Annotated in this window: 15 protein-coding genes and 1 pseudogene; 10 read left to right on the forward strand and 6 right to left on the reverse strand. The window is 43.1% G+C overall.

Annotated features, from left to right (window positions below):
* Positions 1-10 precede the first annotated feature (10 nt).
* A complete protein-coding gene (gene cysM / locus JMY01_RS01405) occupies positions 11-979 on the reverse strand; it encodes a cysteine synthase CysM (RefSeq protein WP_201573903.1) in 969 nt (322 codons plus the stop codon).
* A gap of 362 nt (positions 980-1,341) precedes the next feature.
* Here cysM and JMY01_RS01410 point away from each other — a divergent pair, with 362 nt between their 5' ends.
* Together JMY01_RS01410 and JMY01_RS01415 are read left to right on the forward strand one after the other, a co-directional pair.
* Entirely contained in the window at positions 1,342-4,953 is a 3,612-nt protein-coding gene (locus tag JMY01_RS01410) for an ATP-binding protein (protein ID WP_201573904.1), read from the forward strand.
* A 227-nt stretch (positions 4,954-5,180) separates the two neighbouring features.
* A pseudogene (locus tag JMY01_RS01415) lies at positions 5,181-5,992 on the forward strand (crotonase/enoyl-CoA hydratase family protein).
* A gap of 145 nt (positions 5,993-6,137) precedes the next feature.
* Here JMY01_RS01415 and JMY01_RS01420 read toward each other — a convergent pair.
* Positions 6,138-7,253 (reverse strand): PotD/PotF family extracellular solute-binding protein, encoded by a 1,116-nt coding sequence (locus JMY01_RS01420; protein ID WP_227677621.1) that lies wholly within the window; start codon positions 7,251-7,253, stop codon positions 6,138-6,140.
* A gap of 368 nt (positions 7,254-7,621) precedes the next feature.
* Between JMY01_RS01420 and JMY01_RS01425 the strand changes: the two genes are divergently transcribed.
* The 8 genes from JMY01_RS01425 to tsf all read left to right on the forward strand — a co-directional run bounded on the left by JMY01_RS01425 (position 7,622) and on the right by tsf (position 16,324).
* Positions 7,622-8,881, forward strand: coding sequence for a multidrug effflux MFS transporter (locus tag JMY01_RS01425; protein ID WP_201573905.1), 1,260 nt, complete (start codon positions 7,622-7,624; stop codon positions 8,879-8,881).
* A 453-nt stretch (positions 8,882-9,334) separates the two neighbouring features.
* Positions 9,335-10,207 (forward strand): transporter substrate-binding domain-containing protein, encoded by an 873-nt coding sequence (locus JMY01_RS01430; RefSeq protein WP_201573906.1) that lies wholly within the window; start codon positions 9,335-9,337, stop codon positions 10,205-10,207.
* A gap of 12 nt (positions 10,208-10,219) precedes the next feature.
* Positions 10,220-12,463, forward strand: coding sequence for an ATP-binding protein (locus JMY01_RS01435; protein WP_201573907.1), 2,244 nt, complete (start codon positions 10,220-10,222; stop codon positions 12,461-12,463).
* A 15-nt stretch (positions 12,464-12,478) separates the two neighbouring features.
* Positions 12,479-12,841, forward strand: coding sequence for a response regulator (locus tag JMY01_RS01440; protein WP_201573908.1), 363 nt, complete (start codon positions 12,479-12,481; stop codon positions 12,839-12,841).
* Positions 12,842-12,870: 29 nt separating this feature from the next.
* A complete protein-coding gene (locus tag JMY01_RS01445) occupies positions 12,871-13,320 on the forward strand; it encodes a chemotaxis protein CheX (protein ID WP_201573909.1) in 450 nt (149 codons plus the stop codon).
* 50 nt (positions 13,321-13,370) lie between these two features.
* Positions 13,371-13,820: a chemotaxis protein CheX gene (locus JMY01_RS01450; RefSeq protein WP_201573910.1), complete on the forward strand. Its 450-nt coding sequence runs from the start codon at positions 13,371-13,373 to the stop codon at positions 13,818-13,820.
* Positions 13,821-14,357: 537 nt separating this feature from the next.
* Positions 14,358-15,149 carry a 30S ribosomal protein S2 gene (gene rpsB / locus JMY01_RS01455; protein WP_201573911.1) on the forward strand — a complete coding sequence of 264 codons (792 nt, stop codon included), beginning with the start codon at positions 14,358-14,360 and terminating at the stop codon, positions 15,147-15,149.
* A gap of 299 nt (positions 15,150-15,448) precedes the next feature.
* On the forward strand, positions 15,449-16,324 hold the full coding sequence (gene tsf, locus JMY01_RS01460; protein WP_201573912.1) for a translation elongation factor Ts: 876 nt from the start codon (positions 15,449-15,451) through the stop codon (positions 16,322-16,324).
* A 167-nt stretch (positions 16,325-16,491) separates the two neighbouring features.
* Here tsf and JMY01_RS01465 read toward each other — a convergent pair whose 3' ends face one another.
* The 4 genes from JMY01_RS01465 to hflX form a co-directional block, all read right to left on the reverse strand.
* Positions 16,492-17,298: a lytic transglycosylase domain-containing protein gene (locus JMY01_RS01465; RefSeq protein WP_201573913.1), complete on the reverse strand. Its 807-nt coding sequence runs from the start codon at positions 17,296-17,298 to the stop codon at positions 16,492-16,494.
* A gap of 396 nt (positions 17,299-17,694) precedes the next feature.
* Complete coding sequence (locus JMY01_RS01470; RefSeq protein WP_201573914.1) at positions 17,695-18,384, reverse strand: LrgB family protein; 690 nt, start codon at positions 18,382-18,384, stop codon at positions 17,695-17,697.
* A gap of 22 nt (positions 18,385-18,406) precedes the next feature.
* The gene (locus JMY01_RS01475; RefSeq protein WP_201573915.1) at positions 18,407-18,841 is read right to left on the reverse strand and encodes a CidA/LrgA family protein; all 435 of its coding nucleotides are present in this window, start codon (positions 18,839-18,841) and stop codon (positions 18,407-18,409) included.
* A gap of 322 nt (positions 18,842-19,163) precedes the next feature.
* Entirely contained in the window at positions 19,164-20,630 is a 1,467-nt protein-coding gene (gene hflX / locus JMY01_RS01480; RefSeq protein ID WP_201573916.1) for a ribosome rescue GTPase HflX, read from the reverse strand.
* Positions 20,631-20,833: the final 203 nt, after the last annotated feature.

Below are 20,833 nucleotides of genomic sequence, written 5' to 3' on the forward strand. Positions count from 1 at the left end.
AATTGTTAGCTTATTGTGCTGCGCTTTCTGTACCGTTAACAACATTGTCGTCATTAACATTGTATAAACCAGTCGATAAATAACGATCCCCGCGGTCGCAGACGATAAAGGCGATGACGGCATTAGGGTTTTCTTTGGCGACTTGTACTGCCGCCCATGCTGCGGCACCAGAAGATACGCCAGCAAAAATGCCTTCGGTTTTGGCCAGTTTGCGCATATAAACTTCAGCGTCATGCTGATCAACATCCATGACATCATCGACCAAGTCTGCATCAAAAATACCTGGCATATAAGCGGCAGGCCAGCGGCGGATACCCGCAATAGATGCCTCTTCATCAGGCTGTAAACCGATAACCTTGACGTCAGGGTTTTGCTCTTTTAAGTATTGCGACACACCTGTGATGGTGCCGGTAGTGCCCATTGAGCTGATAAAGTGGGTGATTTTCCCACCAGTTTGTGCCCATAATTCAGGGCCTGTGGTTAGATAATGCGCTTGGCTATTGTCAGGGTTGTTAAACTGATCCAGTACAATGCCTTTACCGTCTGCTTGCATTTGCAATGCCATATCGCGTGCCGCTTCCATGCCTTCGTCAACTTCGATTAACGTTGCACCGTAGGCTGTCATGGCGTCTTTGCGCTCTTGGGTTGAGTTGGTCGGCATCAGTAGCGTCATCGGATAGCCGCGCATCGCAGCGACCATGGCCAAGGCAATGCCAGTATTGCCGCTGGTGGCTTCAATCAGCATATCACCAGGCTTGATATCACCACGCTGCTCTGCTTGATAAATCATATTAAAAGCAGGGCGGTCTTTGACGGAGCCCGCTGGATTGTTACCCTCAAGCTTGGCCAATAAGGTGGCACCATTGGTAATTTGCTCTTGTTCAGGCAAGCGTTGTAATTTAACCAACGGCGTTTGACCGACGCAATCGGCAAGGACGGTGACTTGAGAGATAAAGTTGGGGTTGGTCGTAGCGGACATAGGAAATCCTTGTTATTTTCTTAAAGAGGGTATCTTCATGTTTGTATTCTAAAGCTTATACTGATTTTGATCATAAACTGATTTTGGTTATAAATAGACCAGCAAATAAAATAATGCGTCATTATATCATTTTGTTTTTGGCTGCGCTGATGGCATCAAGATATATTGGTAAAACAGATAAGCTCAAAAGCAGCCACTATATTCAAAAGAATCCCGTCTATTAATCTGGTCATTATTGAATGATGGGTTGCGTCATAGAATGCTGTTAAAATACCTGCAATGTTTAGAAGTTTTATTATTCACCAAGACAGTTTACAGTCGCTATTTATACATCGCAAAATTCAGTAGAGAGTAGAGCTAGCATGGCATATAGAAAACGCTTTGATACCAGTAGTGCTTATGGTCAGTTGATTATATTGGTTTTCCTACCGATATCTGTACTGGCGGCGGTCGGTGGGATTTTAGTGTTTTATGAAACCATGCGAGCGAGTGAGTCAGAGCAAGAGGCTCTAGCTGAAGCGGTGTTGATTCGTTATAAGCCGATGGTTACTGACCTGATTCCAGCCTTACTTGAGCAAGAGCGTCAGTTATTAAAAAACAATAAAAGGACAGCGCAGCAAATCACTGATGGGGTCAATTCTGCCGATCAGGCAGCACTTGAGACCCGCTTAGAAAAGTCTCAGCTTCCAGTATCACAGGTACATTCTGATAATTATGGCAGATTAGGCGCTAGAAGCCTTGACGGTGCAGTGCTTTCAGAAGAGACGCTCGGTGGGGTAACGGTGCCAGCACTGATTGGTATGTCAATCGCTGACGAAGATGGTGTCGACACAGGCGTTGATCCGCAAGGTGCTATGGCAACCCTGCTAACGATTCGCGATAGACTCAGCCGTATGCATTCTGAACAACATGTACAGCGTATAGCGATTATCAGTGAAGACAATCACGTACTTGCGACAGTAGGTTACGGCGTTAATGAAAGCTGGCCTCGTATCGATAAGTCACAAAACTTCCTGTCGCAGCAATCTACTACTATTGGTACTGCTTATGGCAGCTTGCTGGGTGATTTTGAAGGGCAAAAACTGTGGTTACTTGTCGATATGGACAATGAGCCACTGTATATTGCACGCTATCGTATCGCTATGGCACTGGCCATCACTGGGCTATTTACTATTTTGATCTTACTTTTGAGCCTAAATATTTATGCCAAGCGCTGGATTGCACCTATTTATGAGCTACGTCTGCAGCTACAGCGTACCCACGTAGATAATTTATACAAACCCATTCCTGTTGAGTCTGACGGTGAGCTAAATCTCTTGCAGCAGGACTTGGTAAAGACTTTGCGCCGTCTGCACAGCAGTTTTCAAGAGCTGAAAGATCATGCGGAGCAAACCGAAGATGACTTGCGTTTGGCGTTTGATGAGATGGAGATGCAAAATATCTCTATCAGAAATGCACGTGATGCGGCGATCTCAACCAGTCAAGCCAAGTCTGCATTCTTAGCCAATATCAGTCATGAGCTACGCACACCGCTTAACAGTATTGATGGTTTTATTAACTTGCTGGCACGTCATGGCGAGCTGAACCCTGAGCAAGATTTGTATGTGCATACGATTCGCAAGTCATCTGCGCATCTGTTGGCACTGGTGAACGATGTTTTAGATTTTTCTAAGATAGAAGCGGGCAAGCTGGTGCTAGATCGTCATGAGTTTGACCTGTATGACACCATCTATGATGTGGTTGATATGCTCTCACCCGTGTCAGCAGAAAAAGGTTTGCGCATGGCAGTGCTGTTTTATAACGATGTGCCGATGCGTATTGTGGGTGATGCCCTACGCCTCAAGCAAGTTTTGACCAATCTAGTCGGTAATGCTATTAAGTTCACTGACAGTGGTGATGTGGTGGTGCGAGTTAGTTTGGATGAACACCGCGATAACTACTTGATGATCAGCATTCAAGATAGTGGCAAAGGCATCTCTCTTGAAGATCAAAAAATGCTGTTTCAAAGCTTTAGCCAAGGTGATCCATCGATCACTCGTCAATATGGGGGTACTGGGCTTGGACTTGTGATATCCAAGCAGCTTACACGGCTTATGGGCGGTGATATTGGCTTTTATGACAATGCGCAAGAGAATATCGCCAATCAAGGAGCGACCTTTTGGTTCCGCATGCCAGCTCATGTCGATGTTCTAGAAGCTGCCACTGGCCAGACCATTGCACTACCGGTGTTGGCGCCACTTGCAAGCGAGAGTGATGAGTTCAATGTCTTGGTTTGGATCAATCATATGGCGTCAAGACAGGTGCTCAAAGCCAGTCTGCAAACGTTGCCGATCAAGCTGACCCATGCCAACTCTTTGCCTGGTGTACTTGAATCACTCAAAGAGCATGGTAACTACTGGGATTGGGTCATAGTCGATAACGATACTCAAGATGACATGATGGCATTGCTCAAACAAATTCGTCTACACTATCAAGGTAAGCTTGCCGTCTTTGGTTATCAGGTCGCTGCCGATCAAGCATTATTAAACCGTTATCACGCCAATATCCTGTATGAGCCGCTAGATAAGCGTCAGTTATATATCATGCTCGATACCCAAAAGAAAAGCGCGCCAGTTAAGTCTCAAGCGCTGCGCTGGCAGGGCGTGACGGTGCTGGCTGTAGATGATCATCTGCCAAACCTGTTGGTATTAGACGCGCTACTGAGTGAGCTTGGTATTCATGTGATTACTGCTAACAGTGGCTTTGACGCTATTGAATTGATGAGTAAGCAGCAAACCAAAAATATAAAAAGCGCTAAACCTGCTGCAAAAACTCTCACCAACAAGACGCAAATTTCAAAAGCGCAAGACCGTGCCCAGTTGAATAAAGCTGCTTCTAACACGGCCTTGACTATAAACACCACTGAGGAAGAAAAATCAACGGCAGCTAAATCAGAAAACCAACAAGATTATGACAGTATTGATTTAATCTTTATGGATATTCAAATGCCGCGTATGTCAGGACGAGAGGCGGCGCAGCAAATACGAAAAATCGAAGCGGCTGACAGTCATATCCCTATCATCGCCCTGACTGCGCATGGATTGTCTGATGAGCGTGACAAGCTACTCGCAAGCGGTATAGATGATTATGTTGGTAAGCCGATTAGTCAACCGCAACTATTACAAGTACTACAAAAGTGGCTTGGCCGACAAGCCACAGCGCAAAGCCCAATTACAGGCGCTGATATTCCTGTTGCTACTGACACTGATATTCGCGAAGATAGCTTCACTACCAATATCACCATCGATAATGTCAGCAATACTAAGCCTGTCCCAATGTCTGCTGCCAAAAGAGTCTCACGACCTTTATCGCTCAAAAAGATCCGCGATGATTACTTGCGAGATAGCCAACTACGCGACGATCACATGCGAGAGCCGCAACGCGCTACTCAGCCACGTTATCAAAACATGCAATATCAACGCTTGCAATATCAAGAGCAACAGCCAGACGCTGGCATGGAGCAACAGGAGCGTTCGCTAGCGCAGCAGTCAATAGACAGTAGCGCAAAGAGCGCTGCCATGGATGAAATGGAGATACTAGACTGGCAGGATGCGCTGACCCGCTCTGCTAATAAGCCGGACTTGGCAGCCAAGCTCATCATGATGATGATAGATACCATCGCTGATGAAAAGGAAGCCTTAGAGCAGGCATGGCAAGCGCGTGATCGCAATATACTTGCGCAAATCTCGCATCGTATATTAGGCGCCAGTCGTTATACGGGTGTCCCGCAAATACGCCAAGCCAGCCAAGACTTGGAAGATAAATGTTTGTTGAATGTACAGCATACAACGCCTGCACAATTTGCCATGCTCAAGCCGTATTATGAAGCTTTACTGCTTGCTTTGAGCAATTTGCAAACGTTGGATCTGTCGCCATACCCACAGTTAAATTATCATCGATTAAGCGAAAATGACATGACATGGAAGATGATTTAAGTGCAGTGCTTTGATGAGGCATGTCAAATCATAAACAGTGATTAGCTGTCTGTTCGACATACTGCAATATGACAGAGCAGTGTTTTTATAAAATAAATGCCACCGCGACAGTCAGTTTTTGATACGGTACAGTGGATATAAGACTGTTAAGATTGAAGCCACATTGACGTCATTAAAAGTCATGATGAATAGTATCTTATCGCTCTTATCTATTATTAAGGATTGTTATGCACGCTATCGCCGCTTATCAATATGAAACCTTGCAAGTCAGCGTTACTGACAATATCGCAAACGTTACCATCAATCGACCAGAGAAAAAGAATGCCATGAGTTTTAAGGTGGTAGAGGAGCTGATTGCAGTTGCAGAGCGTGTCAGCAAAGACAAAGCCTTACGAGCGGTCATTCTTAATGGCGCTGAAGGAACGTTTTGTGCGGGTATAGATTTGGGGGATTTAAACCATCCAAAAAACCAAGCGTTCGCATTTTGGGAGTTGGTGAAGCCATGGCAGAGCTTGTTCCAACGTGTTTGTCTGGTGTGGCGTGATGTGCAGTACCAGTCATTGCCGTGCTTGAAGGGTATTGTATTGGTGCAGGTCTACAATTGGCATTGGCTTGCGATGTGCGTATTAGCCGTCCTGATTGTAAACTATCCATTATGGAGGCGAAGTGGGGCTTGGTGCCAGATATGGGCTTGACTCAATCAGCGTTTGGGGTGGTGCGAGAAGATGTGTTAAAAGAGCTGGCCATGAGCGCGCGTATCGTCGACGCAGTAGAAGGCGAGAAGTTGGGCTTGGTCAGTCATTGTAGCGAGACGCCGTTAGAAGACGCTCAGGCACTTGCCGCTGAGTTTGCACAGCGCTCTCCTGACGCAGTGCTGGCCAGTAAACGCGTGATCAATGCCATGCATCAGCAGTCAGCTATCACCTTATATAAAGAAAAAATGTGGCAATTAAAGATGATGATGGGGCGTAACCGTAAGTTTGCGCTAAAAAAAGCAAAAGATGCCAGTGTGGAGTTTGCGAAACGCCAGTTTGGTTAAATTAAGCGGGTAAAGCGCATCTTTATTAAAGTTTGATCGAAAGCTTTTATCTAAAGTCTTAATACCATTGAGCTAACAATAGACAGTGCTGCGTTGTACTGTCTATTGTCGTATGTTGCTCGCTATAGATATTTTAATTTTCATATTAGAGACTGTTTTTAAGCTGCTCCCAATATTGCTCGTAAACTTTCAAGGCTTCATCACCCACGTTTGCTAGGAAATCTCCTTGTTCTACCGCTTCTTGAGAGGGATAAATGATGGGATTGTTTTTTAACTGATATTGCATCAATTCCAGTGCAGCCTTATTTGGTGCAGCATATCCAATCTCTTCACTAATAATTTTGGCATTCTCGGGCAGTAGTAAGTAATTGATAAATTGATGCGCAGCGTCTACATTCTTGGCGTCTTTAGGAATGACCAAATTGTCCATCCATAAGATAGCCCCCTCAGTTGGGTATTTATAGAGTAGAGTGCTGACACCTTCATTATTGGCTATTAATGTCTTACCGTTATATGTCATACCAAGAGTAGCATCGCTGGTAGCTAGATAAGAGGTGAGTGGCACATCATTTTCATTGAAGCTTTCGATATTAGGTATTAAAGTCGTGAGCTTAGCATAAGCGGCCTTGATTTCATCAGGGTTGCGGCTATTCACTGAGTAGCCCAGTGTCAATAACGACATACCGAACACATCGCGCATATCGTTCACTAACATCACTTGGTTTTTGTATTCAGGTCGCCAGAGATCTTCCCAGCTGTTTACAGTTTGCGGGTCGATAGCCGCACCATTGATGATGAGCCCCGTACTTCCCCAAACATAGGGGACGGAATATTTATTCTCAGGATCAAACTCGGTATTGGTAAATGAAGCTTCAAGGTTTTTAAAGTTACTTAGTTTTGACTTATCTAACTCTTGTAATAGACCTTCTTTTGCCATTTTATCAACGAAGTAGCTAGAAGGTACAGCAATGTCGTATGGGTTGGCGCTGTCAGCTGTTTTTAGATTATCATACATATCTTCATTAGATTCGAACTTGATATAATTAACGCTAATACCTGTTTCTTTTTCAAAACCATCAAGAATCTTTTGGGGCATATACTCTTCCCAATTATACAAGTCGAGCGTCTTCTCTTGTTTGGTGTTGCTACAGCTGACAAGAGTAAGTCCAATAGCGATACAGAGTAGTGATTTTGGAATGATTCTCATAGTGTGGTTAGTAGCAGCTTGTGATATTGGGCGGAGCGATGGTAAGTAAGCCAAGATATTTCTCCTACAAATAACATGAAAGTTACCCTATAGTATATGAACTGTATATATAGTTACAGTGAAGAAATACTGGGCTGTCAAGCAGTATTATTAATGTCAGTTTTACAGAAGTTGTTTGTATGCAACAAAACATTATCACTGCTATGTTTTATCTTATAGTCAACAGCCCCTAGCACCTGCTATTTGTCATTCTAAAAACATGCCACTATTGAAATACAAGTGGACAGTACGATATAACACTGTCTGCTTGCATAGTCGTACGCAAATGCTGCACTATTGTCTTTTGGTTTGTATAAAACAAAACATGCTGAGCATCTCAGTTATAAAATAATAATTCTTATATAAATAAAATGGTCTGAACTATGTCTGCCCCTAACTCTTCTTTGCCTAATAAATCTATTGCTTCTGAACGAGTACGCTCAGCGGATTTGCCTGTTGCATGGATTATGATGCTTGGGCTGATCGTAGCAGTGGGACCATTGTCTATTGATATGTATTTGCCTGCGTTGCCGTCAATGGCAGAGGATTTTGGCGTATCTACTGCATTTATGGCCAACTCCGTTCCTGCCTATTTTGTCGGCTTGGTATTTGGGCAGTTATTCTATGGCCCGTTTAGTGATCGTGTCGGACGAGTCAAACCCTTATATATCGGCATGAGCTTGTACGTGGTTGCTTCCATTGTCTGTGCGACTACGGATAACGAATATGTGTTGTTTTTGGGACGTATGCTGCAAGCACTTGGAGCCTGTGTGGGAGCGGTAGTAACTCGCGCCGCCATTCGTGATCGCCTTACAGCAAGGCAGACTGCCAAGGCTTTTTCTATCATGATTTTGGTCATGGGGCTAGCGCCGATACTAGCTCCATCCCTTGGCGCGCTGTTTTTGCGCTTCTTTGACTGGCGCTCTATCTTTTGGTTTTTGACCGCTTTTGGGGTGCTTAATCTATTGCTGACCAAGTTTTTCTTCTTTGAAACCCTCACTGAAGAAAACCGCAATGCACGCCCAGCTAAAGAGGTGCTCAGCCAATACTGGGATTTGTTAAAAGACCCAAGTTTTAACTATCCAGCCATTGGTGGTGGTCTGCTGATGGGGGCGATGTTTGTTTATATCAGCTCGGCCTCTGAGCTGATCATGGATACTTATAATATCTCTGCGACAGATTTTGGGTGGCTGTTTGGAATGAACGCCGCAGGATTTGTGGCGTTGACTCAGCTTAACCAATGGCTCACCAACCGTTTTCGTATTCTGAGTATATTGCGCTTTGGTGCGATGATGCAGGTAATCTCTTCTGCAGCGTTATTTATAACGGGCCTTGTTTTTGGTGTGGATGCTTGGCTGCCCTTAGTATTAGCCTGTATTTTCTTTTGTATCGCAGGTTTGGGTTTGACCCAGCCGAACGCCTCAGCCATCGCACTGGCCTTTCAAAAGCATCGTGCTGGTATGGCAAGTGCGTTGCAAGGTTCGCTGATGTTTTCCGTGGGGATATTTGGCGGTTTATTATTAAACCTGTTTCCTGTCAATCCTGTGCTCAAAATCGGTATCGCCATGTTTGCGCTGATGAGCCTTGGTAGCTTCTTGATATGGAAAATAGATCGTAACTTAGATCTTGATGATGTTGGATAATTGACCAAAAAGGTCAAAATATAAAGTATATGGTGACGCCAAAAAGCATTCGATACGTTTGATACGTATCGAATGCTTTTTTTTTACATAATAATTGCACCGTTTGAGGAGTAATTGCAACGTTCTATCAAATATTGGTATGTATATTGCATAATATTAATTATAAGTTTTGGTCTTTATCGGCCTACTGAGCGATAGGGTCGCACTTTATTCATGTTTCACATTTAAACTCAATTTGGTATATAGATAAAATCAAGGGTGGTGTGTCAAAAAGTATGCTGATTAAAACTTGAACAGTTTTTGAAGCCTTGAAAGCCCTATAGAATCAGAGAACTTAGCATAGATTTTTTATTGGCTTCTATCGCCAGCATACTTTTTAGAACACCACCAAATCAAGATTATCTATATATTCACAATTTAGAATACTAAGTTATCTAAAATCAAGGATGGATTATGAAACCGCTATTTCGGGTACTTCCAATAGTGTTAAGCGTTGGCCTGTTTGGGTGTGGCAACTCAAGCACTCAAGAAAATGCTAATACAAATAGCACTAAAAAAATAGAGAATAAAGACAGTTTCATTAGTAAGCTGCCTGATTCAGCGCCAGTACTGAAAGTTGCAATGACCGGTGACTTACCGCCTTTCTCGTTTCAAGACGATTATGGAAATATGCAAGGTACTGATGTTGACTCAATTCGAGCTATTGGTGAAGAACAGGGTTTTAAGGTCGAGTTTTATAAAGAGACTTGGCAGAATATGTTCGATAGTGTGGAGTCAGGTGATCGTGACTTAGCGATATCAGGTATTTCTTATAAAGATGATCGTGCTATAAAGTATGGTTTATCGACCCCTTATTTCTTTAACCCAGCTACCATAATGTATTTAAAGGGTCATGCAGAAATAAAAGGTTTGGAAGATATAAAAGGTTTAAAGACAGGTACTTTAGAAGGCTCAAAAGAAGAAGATACCTTGAAGGAAATGGGGTCTGATGTGGAATTAGTTTCAAGACCTACTGTATTTTTGGCATATGAAGACTTAGTTCAGGGGAAGACGGATGTTCTTTTGTATGACTTACCAGTTTTACAATATATCGTAAAAGGCTATCCAGAGTATGAAGTCAACATTGTCCCTTATGAAGCCGATGATGCTCCATCAGCGCAGCAAGTGGTACTAATGGCAAAAGAGAATACTCAGCTCATTAATACAATAAATGAGGGTATTACAAAGTTAAAAACCAAAGGTACCTTCAAAGAAATTGAGGAAAAATGGTTGGGTGCGACAGAGCCAGCCATTGACAGTAAATCTACTTCCACTCAAGCGAACTAAGGATTTCTGAAAATGGCAACTACAAATAATATAGATAACAAACGCTATCAAGGCTTAATCGTTTCGATTGCCCTATTTTTATCATTAATCGGTGCTTTGCTGGCTTTTACTTTTTATACCTCGAACTTATTAGAAAGAAACACTGCCCTTATTGATCAAACTAACCAAGTCGCTAACAGCGCGCAAGCAGTAATTAAAGACTTGTTTGATTTGGACAATAGCTATGGTGAGGATACTAACTCTCCACATATACAGCGGGTGCTAAGCCGTTTGGAGCAAAATACTGCGTTAATTACTAGGTCTATTTCTGCTATTGAGCAAGGTGGTAGTATCACTGACACTGCAGGTAATAGTTATAACTTGCCGAAGATTAATAGCGATGCAAAAGCAGATATTGGTGCAGCTAACGAACAATGGAAAGTTTTAGAACCTAAAATTCAAGCTTATCTGAAAGACGCTGATAACGTTATGGTATCTTCTGCAGATGATTTGACTCAAGCAGTTGAGCAAGCGAAGACTTCAAGTTTATTTATTAACGATTCATTAGAGAGTCTTACTAAGGACGTATTTAACAGTGCAGAGCGTCAAGCTAGTACCATTCGTTTGATTCAGGTTCTTGGTGTTGCCGCTATCTTCGCTTACTTCTTAATCTTTGTATTCTTCTTTGTTCGCAGGTTACGTGAGACGGATGCCGAAGCAGCAGCTGCTCGTCGTGAAACTCAAGAGATTATGCAAACGGTTAATACCGGTCTATTCTTGCTTGATAAAGACTTGAAAATTGGTCAGCAGCATTCCCGAGCACTCAATAAGATTGTCGGCGCAGAGCGTTTGGCAGGAGAAAACTTTACCAACGTCTTACGTGGTCGTATTTCTGACAAAGACTTGAAGACCACACAGCAGTTCATCGAACAGCTCTATAACCCGCGCGTCAAAGAAAAACTTGTCGATGCCCTCAATCCATTAACCAAAGTCTTACTGCATAACACTTCTGCCGATCAAGGTTCAGAAAGCCGCTTCTTGGACTTTAAGTTCTCACGAGTTTATGAAGATAAAGACATCGCACGTATTTTGGTCAACGTGAACGATGTATCAGAGGCCGTTCAGCTAGAGCAGCGCTTAGAGAAAGAACGCTCACAAAACGACATGCAGATTGAGATGTTGACCACCATCCTAAATGTAAAACCAAAAATTATTTATGAGTTTATTAGCAATACCAAAACTCATATCGAAAAAATGAATAACATTTTGAAAAACCCTGGCAGCTCGCAATATGAGCTTGAAGGCAAGTTGAAAGCTATTTATCGTGATATGCATAGCTTAAAAGGTGACGCTTCTGCGCTCAAACTGCATAGCTTTACCAAAATTGCTAGTGATGCTGAGGACAAGCTTAGCGCACTACAAAACCAAGGCAAGCTATCTGGTAATGACTTTTTGCAGTTGGCGGTACATTTGGATGACTTGTTAAGTTTGTCAAATACCATTGAGATGCTAGGTGAGCGTATCAATCAGACATCGCCAGCCAGTGCAAAAGCAACCTCAGAGCCGACTACTTCAGTAACCAGTGACACGGTACCAACTACGATGGCAGCAGACGCTAGTGCCGCAGAAATAGTGCAGAGTAGTGGCCAGACGGTTACTCCGATGCTGGATGGCTTGAACCTTGCAGGCGGTGAAGAGATTGATTTAGATGATGAGTCAGATGCTCATCTACTAGCCTACTATCAAGACTTCGCGAAAGACATCGCGGCCAGACAGGGTAAAGAAGTACAGTTAAACAGCTCTACTTTAGAACAAGTAAAGATACCTGAGCGACTAAAAAAAGCCGTTAAAGAAATCAGTGTTCAATTGGTACGGAATGCCGTTGTACATGGTATCGAGCCACCTACAGGTCGCCGCTCCGCAGGCAAGCCTAGCGTGGGTAAAATCAGTTTAGAGATGCAAAGCATTGGCCAAGATTTCATCGTCAGCTTACAAGATGATGGTCAAGGCATCAATTATGATGGTATCCGTGACAAGCTAGTCGCCTTGGGTCGTTTTAGTGCTGAAGAAGCTCAGCAGCTAGACCATAACCAGCTACTGAAGCAGCTGTTTTCTTCTGGATTTTCTACCAAAGATGAGGCCGATGAAGATGGTGGCCGCGGTGTTGGCTTAGATATTATCAAAACTCAGGTAAAAGAATCTAATGGTAAGCTCAACGTAAATAGTGAGCTTGGTGAAATGACGCGTTTTGTCATTACTTTACCTAAAGCATCATAAGGACATAAGTGAGCTATGTATAAATTAATGATTGTTGATGACTCGAACATCATTCGCAACCGAATTCAGCGGGCCTATGATTCAGGTAAGTTCATGTTGGTTGCTACGGCAACCAGCGGTGTCCATGCCCTTGAAAAGTTCAATATCCACCGTCCTGACGTTATTACGATGGATTTGACTATGCCACAAATGGATGGGCTTGAATGTATCGAAAAAATCGTTGCCATTGATCCTAATGTGCGCATTTTGGTGGTATCGGCATTGTCTGACAAATCTACAGGGATTGAAGCCTTATCGTTGGGTGCCAGTGGGTTTTTATGTAAGCCTTTTTCTGAAGAAGAACTTATAGAGTCTTTGTATGAGTTAATGCAAGACTAACCCTATCCAACGACTTAAGTAGTGTCATTATGAAAGAACAAAAGCTACAAATTTTTTTGAATATCATTAGTAATTATTTTGATCAGTTCGGTAGAGAAGAGATTGTCGCTGATACGCCTTACTTGCTAGAGAATAAACAGCCCAAAGTCCATGACTATACTGGTGTCATTGGTATATCAGGGGTGCAAAAAGGGGTGGTGTATTTTTCAGCAACACGGGGCTTGTTGTCTTCTATCCTAGACAGTATGGGCGAGACCGATAAGAGCGAAGAGATGTATGTGGATCTCGCCGGCGAAGTTGCCAATACCATTGCTGGTAATGCTCGTACCGAGTTTGGCGCAGAGTTTCATATCTCCGTACCGTTCGTATTTAAGGGGTCACCGCAAGGTATCGTGTTACCCAGCGACGAGCGGTCTTTCATCATTCCTATTACTTGGTTGTCGCAAGTGGGTGAGATTGTGGTCTGTTTGCAGGATTGATCAGTCAGTAGGTCTGTGAGCAACGTAATCAATATGGATGTTAATATATTATGGTTAAAGTAGAGAAGTTAGGTGTGTTTTTAAGCTCAATCAACGCATTTTTTGCTCAGATTGACGACACACAAGTGGCTCTTGATACGCCTTACTTGAATAACAACAGAAGCGCCATTGGTTATGACTATAGCGGTATTATCAAGATATCAGGCCCATTAAAAGGCTGTGTCTATGTCAGCGCTCCCACTGTCATGTTGCGAGAAGTCATCAAAGTGATAGGAGAACCCGATTCATCCATCACGATGATGAAAGACTTATTGGGTGAGATGGCCAATACCATATCAGGTAATGCTCGTACTGAGTTTGGTTCTGAGTTTATTATATCGCCCCCGCAGATTGTTGAAGGTGCGCCAAGTATTTCTTATTTACCAAAAGAGCGTCATAGTTACATTACCCCGTTTACGTGGCGTGGTTATGAAGCGGTGATAGGTATTTGTATTGCTTGAGCTAAGGGCTTGATGCTTATTTTTAGAATAAAATTGTTAGAATAAAAGCGGCGTGTCAACGTCGTTTTTTTATGCCTAAAATTTTAGGTGGTGTGTCAAAAAGTATGCTGATTAAAACTTGAACAATTTTTGAAGCCTTTAAAGCCCTATAGAATCAGAGAACTTAGCATAGATTTCTTATTGACTTCTATCGCTAGCATACTTTTTAGAACACCACCAAATTTTAAACATCTGCTATATATGGTCTGTTTAGGCAATCATTAATAATACTGGAGCATAGACTGCAGTCTATGGTAGAATACAGCGCAGCTATTTTTATAATTTGATTTCAATAATTGAGTTTCAATTATAGTTCAATTTCTTTAACCAACCAATGACACACACATCATGGCAAAAAATTGCTGGGTGTTTGGCGACTTGATTAATTTGTAAGCGTACGGTGCAGCAGTACTCAGCATCAACCGTCAGCAGATGCGTGTTGCTAAATAGGCAATTTTTGTGATGTGGAGGCATAACCCAACCAACAGGACATTTAACATGGCTAATTCAAACCCTACAAAAATGGAAATGCGCGACTTGCTACAAGCGGGCGCTCACTTTGGTCACCAAACACGTTTTTGGAACCCAAAAATGGGTCCATATATCTTTGGTGCGCGTAACAAGATACACATCATCAACCTAGAGCACACTGTCAAAGCGTTTAACGAAGCATTGACTTACGTAAACGGCTTAGCGGCTAAGAAAAACAAAGTACTATTCGTTGGTACTAAGCGCGCTGCTAGCGGTGTGATCCGTGAGCAAGCACAACGTGCTGGCATGCCGTATGTCGACCATCGCTGGTTAGGTGGTATGTTGACTAACTGGAAAACATTACGCCAGTCAATCAACCGTCTAAAAGAGCTTGAAAAACAAGCAGAAGACGGTACGTTTGCCAAGCTAACGAAACGTGAAGCGCTAGAGCGTACTCGTGATATGGAAAAGCTTGAGCGTTCACTAGGTGGTATCAAAGACATGGGCGGCCTACCTGACGCAATCTTCGTTGTTGACGTTGATCATGAAGCGATTGCTATCAAAGAAGCTAAAAACCTAGGTATTCCAGTAATCGGTATCGTTGATACCAACTCTAACCCAGATAACGTCGAATACATCATCCCAGCAAACGATGATGCTATCCGTGCTGTTACTCTATATGTGACTGCTATGGCTGACGCTATCATCGCTGGTAAAGAGTATGCACAGACCCAAGCTGGTGGTAAAGCTGAGCAAGAAGCGCCTGCTGCTGAAGAAGCACCAGCTGCTGCCCAGACAGAAGAAGCGCCTGCTGAGTAATATTATTAGCGCATATGGATGACTTGATATAGTGTCTATCAGTGTCCATATAGTGTAATAACAACAGATAAGCGTATAACAGGCATGATGTAGTGTTACTCGTCATGCCTTGTTTTTATTGGTTGTTATGAGCCAAGCTATTATTAGACAAGTGGTTATTGGATAACTATTATTATCCATGTTCCTAATAGTAAAGCGGTCAAAGCCTGCATTGTTATCAATCTCTACAATAGGCTGTTATTGATCTCTACAGTAGATTTTTAAGCACTCCCATACATTACAATATTGAGGTGATTTCCATGGTACAAGTAACTGCCAAAATGGTAAAAGAATTACGCGACCGTACTGGTCTTGGCATGATGGAATGTAAAAAAGCGTTAGAAGAGTCAAATGGTGATGTCGAAGTTGCCATTGATAACCTACGCAAATCTGGTCAAGCAAAAGCAGCTAAAAAAGCGGGTAACATCGCAGCTGACGGCGCTATCATCATTGCTCATGGCGCTGACAAAGCATTTTTGTTAGAAGTTAACTGTCAGACTGATTTCGTTGCAAAAGATGATAACTTCACTGCATTTGCAGAAAAAGTTGCTAACATTGCGCTAGAAAACAACACGACTGACGTTGCTGCTATCTCTGAATTGCCTTATGGCGATGGTCAAACCATCGAAGAAGCACGTGTCTCTTTGGTTCAAAAAATCGGCGAAAACATTCAAATCCGCCGCGTTGAAACCATCGAAGGTGCGAACCTAGCGTCATACCGTCATGGTCTACGTATTGGCGTAGTCGTATCCTATGAAGGCGGTACTGAAGAAACAGGTAAGAGCCTTGCTATGCACATTGCTGCATTCAACCCTGTTGCTGTCGATGATGAAAGTGTCGATGCGGACGTACTAGCACGCGAAAAAGACATCATCGAAGCCAAAGCTCGTGAATCTGGCAAGCCTGATAATATCGTTGAAAAAATGATCGAAGGTGGCCTACGTAAGTACCTAGACGAAGTAACCTTGCTACGCCAGCCATACGTCATGGACAATGACAAAAAAGTTGGTGACGTCCTAAAAAGTGAGGGCGTAAAAGTACTTAGCTTTAGACGTTTAGAAGTGGGCGAAGGTATCGAGAAAAAGCAAGAAGACTTTGCCGCTGAAGTTGCTGCTGCTCAGGCTGCTAACAAGTAAGTTTTTATATTAGGAATGGCTGTGAGTGTAGAGTAAGGTTTTATTCAATATTCATAGTCTGATTCTATCGCCTACATTATAAGAGGTTAGATAGAATCTCCAAGCACAAAAAAACCCCGTTATTAAATAACGGGGTTTTTTTTGTGCTTGGAGATTTATTGAAAGAATTATCGTAATGCGGCGTATGCTGAGTTAGCGTAGCTGGCGCTAGCACCGTTATTGCTAGTACCATAACTAACCGTTTGCATACCATTGCTACTAATAGAAGCATTGCTGGCATTCATCGTACCGTCAGACAGACCCGCATCATTTTTATATAGGCTATGATAGCGGCTCATCACTCTTTTGACGTAGTTGCGAGTCTCTTTAAACGGCGGGATACCATTGTATTTATCCACGTTCCCTTCACCGGCATTATAACCAGCCACCGCATATTCGACATTGTTGTTAAAACGACGCATCAGCCATGCGATATACTTGGCCGAGCCTTCGATGTTTTCGGCAGGGTTCCATGGATTACTGACTTTGAAACGACTGGCAGTTGCAGGCATCAATTGCATTAAGCCTTGCGCGCCTACTGGAGAGCGGGCATTTGGGTTAAATGCAGATTCGGTATGCATCATGGCTTTCATGAGCGCAGGGTCGACACCGTGGCGTGCCGCAGAGGCGCGAATATAGCTGTCGTAGGCATCACGAGTACCACTACTACTGGCAGAGCTACTGCCATAATTATTGCTTGCAGAGCTACCATCATACATTTTTGAGTCTTTGTAGTAAGTGACTTTTACTTTTTTGGTAAATTTGTCAAAGTTACCACTTGGGCTGACGTTGGTAAGCAGTACTTGTCCAGCTTTGTCTTTATAGATATACATGTTGCCAGCTTGGGCGCTGATAGATAAAGTGGATAATGCGGCAACAGCGGTCAACAGAATAGGGGATAGATAGCGATTGATGAAAGGAGAAGTATTTATCATAGAGGTATCACTTTTTATCGAATAATAGCAAATTGCGTTGCCTGTAGGCAGGTCGTCTTACCCGTTGAAGCAGTCTGTGTTACGGTCAGATTCTTCTATGGGATGTCAGTGGCTTATCAAAAACCTAAGACTCATAAAACCATTTGCAAAAGATACAAAAAATAATATTTTCTTACTATAGCATACAATTGCTTTTATACCCATTTGATTGATAAAAAGGGAGTGAGAAAGGTGGCGAGAATTGATGTTTTACTATAAATACGTTGCAATAAATAAAAATATGAACGATTTCTGTGACTTATCTGTCGATAATATATAATTGGTTTTGATTGCATGGCCTGTATTTTAACAGACCCTACTTAATTAAACACTTAACGATACTTCTATAAAGCTGTCTTATATTCCCATCGCGCTGATAAAAATAGGTACCCAAATGGCAGTGACCAAACCATTTACTGCCAGTCCAAATGCTGCGTAACGTCCAGCCGTCTGGCTAATCTGCCAAGCTTCTACGGTACCAAAGGCATGGGCAGCAAGTCCGAGCGCTAAGCCTTTGGCACGGTCGTCATCGATACCGCGAAATAAGAACCGCGCTACAGCACCACCGATAAGCCCTGAGACAATGATAATCAAGTTGGCCATCGCGAGTGGTGCTTGAATCAAATCTGCCACGCTCAGACCAATCGGAGTGGTGACAGAACGAGTGGCAAAAGCCAATATGGTGTCGTGACTCAATGAAAACAGATAGGCCAATGACATGGGTAGTAAAGCAACAACCACACTAGCGATAACCACAATCAGGGTGAGTTTTTTGACTGGTAGGCCTTTGAAGTTCATCGCTGCCAGTGGTACTGCTAGCAATACCGTCACGTAGCCCAATAGACGGTCGAACACTGGCTTAGCAACACTGTAATAATGTTCATAATCCCATTGCAGCATGAACAAAAACAGCAGCACCAAAACCAAGGCGGTGATAACCATAGGCAGCCACGATAGCTTGCGCGCCAACACACGTGCAATCACGTGCGCCGCCAAAGTTAATAATATCGCGGCAAGGGTAGCCATAAATACACTATCAAAAGTCATAACGTTTCCTTGTACAAACAGCTTAGAGCTGTCCCTTCTGCTTGTTAATAGTGTCGCTGTCGATATCAGCATCGTGATTTAGCCAACGATTGGCCAGTATGGCAAGTCCCCAGAGTGGTATGAGTGTACTGATGAGCATGGTCAGCATCACTCCCCAAAACTCATCTCCTAACGCAAATAGTAGTAAACCTGCACCCGCCGATACGGGTAAAAAAGCAAAGCCACTATCGACCAGTAGTGTGTTGCTGGCTTGGGTTAGCCAAATAGGTAAACCCTTCACAAGTCGCCAAACAATCAGAATCACAAACATGGCTAGTAGACCAACGATGTTGGCAGCCTTTTCGATACCTGCCCACTGACAAATAATAACCGCTGACTCACGGACAATGATGACCATTGCCAAAGTCAGAATTAACGCCAGCCATAGGGGCATATTAGGGGAGTGAGTAGACTTCATAAATAATTTTGGCCAAGTCAGAGTGAGATGAGGCGATTATATAGAGAGTAACGCAACTAATAAAGCCTATCGCATGAGAGAGTTGATTGCCATGCTTGTCAGTTTTTATACTAAGCCCAAAAAGTACGATTAAGGTTGTCAAACTTGCTAAGTCTACTAGGAGTAGTACTTGCACAAGTTTTTCGCGTTACTCTAATTTTTGGGAATGGTATTAGTTTGCAGCATACTATGAGGTGAAATCAAAAAAACGGACAATATCAAAGATATCGTCCGTTTTTAGTTTGTAGCAGTAGCTTAAAACATTATGTTATAACCAAGCCGTTTAGCTTTTTAAGTCATCAGAAGCCTGTGCTTCAGGCTCTAACTCTTCTGAGCTTACCTCTCCAGAATGTAATGCCTTAAACTCATCAAAGGCTTTTTCTTCCGCTTCAGTCATGGGTTGCTCGTCATTGTCATCAAGCTTTTCAAACTCTTCAAGTATTGGCATCAGCAAGGTCGCTTGAGCTAACGGTAATACTTCTAAAGGATCTAAATTGGCTTGCCCCAATAATTGTTTCAGCCGTTCACTTGGTAGACGAATGGTTAAGCATTCATGCCCAGTCTCATCATAGCTTTCTTCCAAAATAACGCCTAACTCATATAAAGTGTTTTTGAGCTGACCGGCTTCATAAGGTAAGGTCAGATCAAATGTAGTCAGCGTACCAGTCAATAGCTGCTGCACTGCCAATGACAGCTTTTCCATGCCTAGGTTGTCTTTAGAAGACACATAGACACGATTAGGTTCGCCATCGCTAGCGTAACCGATATGAGCAGATTCACCAGTCAGATCAATCTTATTATAGACATTGAGGACAGGCACATCGTTATTAATCTCAGCCAATACATCTTTGACTGCTTGGATTTGCTCATGCATATCCTCGCTAGATGAATCGATGACGTGTAATAGCAAGTCTGCTTCCAGTGTTTCCTCAAGTGTGGCGTGAAACGACTCAACCAACTCATGCGGTAAGTGACGCACAAAACCCACTGTATCGACCAGAACCACACGACCAACGCCTTGCCAATCTAAACGGCGTAGGGTGGGGTCCAAAGTGGCAAATAGCTGATCTGCAGCATAGATGTTTTCATCGACTAAGCGATTGAACAAGGTTGACTTGCCAGCGTTGGTATAGCCAACCAAGGAGATAGTCGGTACATCCGACTTTTGACGACGGGCTCGCCCTTGCGCGCGAGTTTGGCGTACTTTATCTAACTTGTTTTTAAGTTGGTTGACACGCGTCTGTAGTAAGCGGCGATCCGTCTCAAGCTGAGTTTCACCTGGACCACGCAGACCGATACCCCCTTTTTGACGCTCCAAATGCGTCCAACCGCGTACTAAACGAGTAGAAAGATGGTTTAATTGTGCCAGCTCGACTTGTAGTTTACCTTCGTAAGTACGCGCACGCTGAGCGAAAATGTCTAAAATCAATCCCGTACGGTCAAGCACTCGGCACTGTACCAGTCTCTCAATGTTACGCTCTTGTGAGGGCGACAAGCTGTGGTTAAAGAGAACGATGTCGGCATCATGCTCACGAACCAATTCGGCAATTTCTTCAGCTTTACCACTGCCAACGAAGTATTTGGCATCAGGCTTCGCGCGTGATCCTGTGACCAGTGCTAGGCGGTCTGCGCCTGCAGAGTCTGCTAGCAGCTCAAATTCACCAAGATCGTCAGGATCTTGGATTTGGCTGATGTCTAAATGTACGATAATGGCGCGCTCGCCACCTTCATGTCTTTCAAAATATTCCAAAGAGTATCACCTATGAATAAAATAAATAAGTCGCTACGGTTCTATTTTTAAAAGTTCAATCAAGCTTTAAGAGTTCAATCAAGCTTAAATTATAATGTGGTAGTAGCGTTCAGTTAGCTGTTTATATGCGGTCTTATAAGCTGATATTAAAGCGTATAATCATAATTAACGATGGTTTTATGTTACAGAATAGACCATTGGGC

Origin of the sequence: Psychrobacter sp. H8-1 (assembly GCF_904846575.1) — a bacterium.
GTDB classification, from domain to species: Bacteria; Pseudomonadota; Gammaproteobacteria; order Pseudomonadales; family Moraxellaceae; genus Psychrobacter; species Psychrobacter fulvigenes.

What these genes read in the sequence shown, in the direction of transcription:
- JMY01_RS01475 (WP_201573915.1), bottom strand. Translation starts at nt 18,841, where the DNA reads ATGAAGTCTACTCACTCCCCTAATATGCCCCTATGGCTGGCGTTAATT.
- JMY01_RS01445 (WP_201573909.1), top strand. Translation starts at nt 12,871, where the DNA reads ATGAAAGAACAAAAGCTACAAATTTTTTTGAATATCATTAGTAATTAT.
- cysM (WP_201573903.1), bottom strand. Translation starts at nt 979, where the DNA reads ATGTCCGCTACGACCAACCCCAACTTTATCTCTCAAGTCACCGTCCTT.
- tsf (WP_201573912.1), top strand. Translation starts at nt 15,449, where the DNA reads ATGGTACAAGTAACTGCCAAAATGGTAAAAGAATTACGCGACCGTACT.
- JMY01_RS01440 (WP_201573908.1), top strand. Translation starts at nt 12,479, where the DNA reads ATGTATAAATTAATGATTGTTGATGACTCGAACATCATTCGCAACCGA.
- JMY01_RS01450 (WP_201573910.1), top strand. Translation starts at nt 13,371, where the DNA reads ATGGTTAAAGTAGAGAAGTTAGGTGTGTTTTTAAGCTCAATCAACGCA.
- JMY01_RS01470 (WP_201573914.1), bottom strand. Translation starts at nt 18,384, where the DNA reads ATGACTTTTGATAGTGTATTTATGGCTACCCTTGCCGCGATATTATTA.
- JMY01_RS01430 (WP_201573906.1), top strand. Translation starts at nt 9,335, where the DNA reads ATGAAACCGCTATTTCGGGTACTTCCAATAGTGTTAAGCGTTGGCCTG.
- JMY01_RS01465 (WP_201573913.1), bottom strand. Translation starts at nt 17,298, where the DNA reads ATGATAAATACTTCTCCTTTCATCAATCGCTATCTATCCCCTATTCTG.
- JMY01_RS01435 (WP_201573907.1), top strand. Translation starts at nt 10,220, where the DNA reads ATGGCAACTACAAATAATATAGATAACAAACGCTATCAAGGCTTAATC.
- rpsB (WP_201573911.1), top strand. Translation starts at nt 14,358, where the DNA reads ATGGCTAATTCAAACCCTACAAAAATGGAAATGCGCGACTTGCTACAA.
- JMY01_RS01410 (WP_201573904.1), top strand. Translation starts at nt 1,342, where the DNA reads ATGGCATATAGAAAACGCTTTGATACCAGTAGTGCTTATGGTCAGTTG.
- JMY01_RS01425 (WP_201573905.1), top strand. Translation starts at nt 7,622, where the DNA reads ATGTCTGCCCCTAACTCTTCTTTGCCTAATAAATCTATTGCTTCTGAA.